Consider the following 4,631-nt stretch of genomic DNA (forward strand, 5'->3'; position numbering starts at 1 on the left):
CGGGCAGGGCGCGGCCCGCTTCGGGCGCGGCACGCGCGGCGGGCCTCACCGGCGTCCCTCGGTCGCCTCGGCCGCCCCGGGCGCGCGTGGCCCGACGGACGGCGCCACCGAGACGGCGACGCGCACGACTTCGAGCAGGCGGCGGCCGTTCAGGACGAACAGGACGGCGGCGAGCCCCAGATAGACCCAGGCGAGGGCGGTCAGCGTCGCGACGGTGCGCGCCTCGTCCTCCCGGTACCAGAACGCCAGTCCGACCTGGATGCCGAAGAGGCCGGCCAGGGCGAGGGCGGACCAGAGCCCCAGGCGCAGGCGCAGGAGCAGCGCCAGGGCGAACAGCGACTGCGCCGCGGTCAGGAAGAACTCCTCGGCCTGGCGCGCGTCGAGCGGCAAGGCCGTCAACGAACCCGCGCCGACGCTCATCGCCAGGGGCAGCATGCCGACGAGCAGCGTCCACTGGTTGATCTTGTCGCTCACCAAGGCGGCGAGGCCGCTGGCGGCGCGCCCCGCGACCACGAACAGGATCGCGACGGTGACGGCCGGGGCCTCGCTCGCCAGCGGCGCCAGCCACTGGATCAGCAGGAACTCGTTGAGGCCCAGCAGCCGGCCCGAGCCGACCATCGCCTCCGCGAAGGGCTCGGCCGAGACCAGGATGATCCCGCAGGCGACCACCGTCAGCGCAGCCATGGACGCCCACTGGGCGGCGGGCGTCAGCGCGTTGAGGGCGGCGGCCGGGCCGGGCTCCTCGCCCTCGTCCTCCTCGGCCTCGGACCCGCCGCGCACGCGCCAGACATAGGCCGCGAAGATCGCGACGAGCACGGCGAAGTCGAGCAGCGTGATCGTGTCCTTCAGCACGATCAGGAAGGCGTAGAGGCTGGCGACGAGCAGGACGACGATCTCGACCGCGTTGCTCCGCGTCAGCGCGATGGCGCGCCCGCCCCCCTTCAGCCAGTGCAGCGCGACCAGCAACGGCCACGCCAGCCCGACCAGGAGGCGGTTGGCGCCGGTCATGTTGGCCGCGGCGTAGTGGACGTACTGGGAGTCCGGGCCCGCCTTGCCGGCCTGGTAGGCGTAGTAGAGATCGACCGCGTATTCGGGCAGCACGGTCACCAGGGCCACGACGGCGACGATCAGGCCCAAGGAGACGTGGCGTTCGGCCGCCTCCGCGCCCCACGAGAGCAGGAACCCGGCCGACAGGATCGCGGCGCCGAACGCCACCATCTCGCCGATGGGACCGACCTGCAGGCCGGTCAGGCGGATCCCCACACCCGGCAGGGCTGCCAGCACCGCGAGTGCGACCAGCATCAGGAACCGTCTCATCCCTCATCCCCCGTCACACCATCCTCCCCTTCGGCCTTGCGGCGCCGACCGTCACCCGAGTTGCCGTCCCGGAGAGTCCCGGATTTCCGCCCAAAAACGGGCGGCCCGGCGCGGGACACCTCCGTTCCGCACGGCCGACCGCCGCGGCGCGGAGATCTCGGCCCTTGTCCGTCATGCGTGCGCCGTTCGGCCGGCGAGTCAGCGGCACCAAGCCGTCCACGCCCGGAAGCCGGGGCTCGGGAGGCAGAGCTGCCGTCAAGGACCGGCTCTCGGCGTGAACACCCTCGCGCCCGCCATCCAGCGCTCAACGGTGTCCTTGTCGTCGCTGATCTGGGACAGGGCCGACACGAGGCTCACGTCGTCGTGTTGAAGACCGAGTTCTCTCGTGATCGCGTTGATGCCCGCCCGATGGGCGCATCCGACAAGTTGGAGGACGCCATAGAACTTCATGTAGACGTCGGCTTTTCCGGAAACCGCCGATTTCAAGGCGTCTTCGCACAGCACGGCATCGGAGGACAGCAACGTACGACATGCGAACGGTCGCACCGCGTAGACCGAGCAGGTTTTCTCCTCGCTCAACAGCGGGCACGGCAGGCCCGCGCGCGACCGGCCGACGACGCGGAGGGGAGCCGGTCGATGCGCGGGTGCGCCCGACGGCCGGCCTTCGGGGCCGTGCGCCGCGTCTCTCCTGCGCGCGATCAGGATCGCTTCCGGGATGGACACGTCGACATCCTGGTGGCAGCACCAGGCGCATCCCGTCCTGCAGGCGACCGGCAAGCGTCCGCCCGGAGCGTCCGCGACCAGGCCGTCGACCGCAGCGTCGCCATGCCTGAAGACGACGCCTTCCAGATAGTTCAGAAGGGCTTCGATCTTCGCCGCGGTGCTGCCTTCCGCGGACCGGCACCTCGTCAGGCCGCCGTCCCTGACGTCGCGAGCGATATTCGTCGCAGCTCCATAGATCAGTGGATCCAAATTCGTCGGCATCCCCATCGGAAGCGGGACTTGGATGGGGTGTCCCTGCCGGGATGGAACCTGTTCGGATGCTCGCCGCCGGCTTGATTGGCGGCCAAACGCTCGTCGCTCCATTGCGAACCTCGATACGTACCCATGATTTGGCTGAGCGGTTCGGGTTGTCGTCTGCATGCCGCAGAGACCGACGTATCGAGGTCGTGGTGGTTTACTCGGCTTATCCAGGTCAGCCGAAGGCAAAGCCGCCGCATCCGGCGGAACGCCAAGATGGCGGGCAAGCAGATGCCGTCCGGGACATTCGAGCGCCGGGCTGAGACCCGAGCCGCAGTCGCAGGTGCCACCGCACAGGCCCGGTCCAGGCAAGGAGTCCTGGGAACAGCCCGGAGGCTCGCGGCTTCCGTCGCGCAGCACGCCGGGCAGGTCCGCGAGAGCGATGGTAGCCTGCCTCTCGGCCGGTCCGCCCGTGGCCGCGGTCGCGAGACCGACCAGCCCCAGGATCAGCGCAAGCGCGATCATGCACGCGCCCAGGCGGAGCGGGCGGATCGCGGTCGGCACGGAGATGCGTCCGGTTTTGCGCATGGCTCTCAGGGATCGGGCCGCCGGTCACGCGAAGTGGTTTCGGGCATCCGCCCGGCCGTCGCCGGCTGACCGGACGGTGCGGCCCAGGCCGGAACGGTCCCGGGCGGCCTGTCCATGCCCCTCGTCCTGCAGCGAAGGGACTTCGCGGCCGCGGGAGACGCGGGCGTCGGGTCCGCAAGAGCCGCTGCGATCATGAGGCGCTCCCTCTGCCCGGCACCGGGGGCCAGGCCGGAGGGCCGCCTTCATGCACCCTGTAGCCACTACAGGGTCAAGGCCATATCGCGGGTCCCTTCGCCGACCGTCGGCGGTCTTGCCAGCGCCGCGGGGAGGCGCAGTTGGCCCGGCCGAGGCGTCATGCGGCCGACCGCAACCGGGACCCAGCGCGGGCCATCGTTCGTCGCCTCCGGGCCGGGGGAGGTGCACGCTCGTCCCGGATTGCCGGGGCTGCGTGCTCGTGCGATGCTCCGCGGGAGGCGGGGGGAGGTCAGCGAACCTGTGGCGATCGCGCGTTTCCTGGTGCTGTCCGTTTTCGCGTTGGCCATTGCCGTCGCGCCGGCGGCGCAATGCACGACGCCGAGACACGCCTCCCTCGCTGACCTGACGGTGGCGGAGCCCCCGGCCTATCCTCACGACGGTGGATGGAGCGTTGGCATCGTGCCGGCGCCCGACGATGGCGACGTCGTCGGCGCGGGGGCCGAGGCGATCTCCGCGGCCGCCGAGGCGGCCGGTGACATTCCGGACGACGTGGCGCCGAAGCCTTCCCACCGGCACCAGCCCCAGCAGAAGCGCGCCGCCTCCTGCCCGGCGACCTGTTCGCCCTTGGCATGCCAGGCCGCCGTGCCCGCGCCGCCGGCCTCCGGTGCCATATCGGGGCTTCGGCCGGCCGAGCGGCTCCGGGCGCTGCAGGAGGATGCCGTCGCCGACCCGCACCTCCTGCGCATCGAGCGGCCGCCGAGACGCACCGCCTGACGCGGGCGGCGCCCGGACGCGGCCGCCCCGAAACCGCGTCGCCGAGCCGGTCATCCTGAGCTGATCCCGGCCGACGGCCGGCCGTGCCCTGGTCGACGCCTCCGCGTCGCCGGTGCAACTCGGGCGCGCCGTCCCTCCCATGCCCGCCAGCCCCGCTCCGCGGCAGGCCCGCCCCCGTCCGGGACCTCCCTGATGTCGACGGCGGCGGGACCGGTCATCGGCCGCCGCGGGCAGGGGCGCCGTCGGCAAGCTCTGTGGGGCGATGCCAACCGCCGTGCCTCCGGATTGGGAGCCCGGACGCCCGCGCCGGCCCGTTACCGCCTCGTCCGCGAGGCGGCGTCATTGTCGGAGAGCGAGGATCCAGCCGATGCCGCGGTACTTCTTTGATTTCAGCGACGCCAACGGAAAGGTCTTCGACCGGGACGGCCTCGACCTCGCCGACCGAGAGGCCGTGCGGGAGGAGGTCAGCGCCACCCTTTCCGAGCTCGCCAGGGACCTGCCGCCCGGCGAGGACCGGACCACGCTGATCGCGCGGGTGCGCGACGAGGCCGGGGGCGTCCTGCTGATCGCAACGCTGTCGCTCGTCGTGGAGTGGGTCACCTAGGCCGATGCGAGCCGCCGAGGGACCGTGCCGTCAGCCCTTGCCCCGTCTCGCTCCGGCCGCGGGAAACGGATGCGCGACGGCGGCTCGGTTCGCGCTCACGTGCCGGGAGGTCAAGGCGGCACCGCGCCCGCTGCCGCGCGGGGCCTGCCGCGCGCCCCCGGGCCGGGGTTGGCGCAGCTCCGGGCGCGAGCGC

Annotated in this window: 4 protein-coding genes; 2 read left to right on the forward strand and 2 right to left on the reverse strand. The window is 72.3% G+C overall.

Features of this window, described 5'->3' with window-relative positions:
• Positions 1-45: 45 nt before the first annotated feature.
• Positions 46-1,317 carry a calcium:cation antiporter family protein gene (locus MET9862_RS28470; protein ID WP_012752990.1) on the reverse strand — a complete coding sequence of 424 codons (1,272 nt, stop codon included), beginning with the start codon at positions 1,315-1,317 and terminating at the stop codon, positions 46-48.
• A 255-nt stretch (positions 1,318-1,572) separates the two neighbouring features.
• Entirely contained in the window at positions 1,573-2,289 is a 717-nt protein-coding gene (locus MET9862_RS29745; RefSeq protein ID WP_185157046.1) for a YkgJ family cysteine cluster protein, read from the reverse strand.
• Between the two features lie 930 nt (positions 2,290-3,219).
• On the opposite strand from MET9862_RS29745, the gene MET9862_RS28480 reads away from it, so the two are divergent.
• Positions 3,220-3,834 (forward strand): hypothetical protein, encoded by a 615-nt coding sequence (locus MET9862_RS28480; RefSeq protein WP_244612952.1) that lies wholly within the window; start codon positions 3,220-3,222, stop codon positions 3,832-3,834.
• 367 nt (positions 3,835-4,201) lie between these two features.
• Entirely contained in the window at positions 4,202-4,438 is a 237-nt protein-coding gene (locus MET9862_RS28485) for a DUF6894 family protein (RefSeq protein ID WP_009862913.1), read from the forward strand.
• Positions 4,439-4,631 lie beyond the last annotated feature (193 nt).

It is taken from the genome of Methylobacterium symbioticum (genome assembly GCF_902141845.1).
Classification (GTDB): Bacteria; Pseudomonadota; Alphaproteobacteria; order Rhizobiales; family Beijerinckiaceae; genus Methylobacterium; species Methylobacterium symbioticum.

Bases quoted from the DNA above. Each gene is read 5' to 3' on its own strand.
- MET9862_RS28470 (WP_012752990.1), bottom strand. From the start codon at position 1,317: ATGAGACGGTTCCTGATGCTGGTCGCACTCGCGGTGCTGGCAGCCCTG.
- MET9862_RS28480 (WP_244612952.1), top strand. From the start codon at position 3,220: ATGCGGCCGACCGCAACCGGGACCCAGCGCGGGCCATCGTTCGTCGCC.
- MET9862_RS28485 (WP_009862913.1), top strand. From the start codon at position 4,202: ATGCCGCGGTACTTCTTTGATTTCAGCGACGCCAACGGAAAGGTCTTC.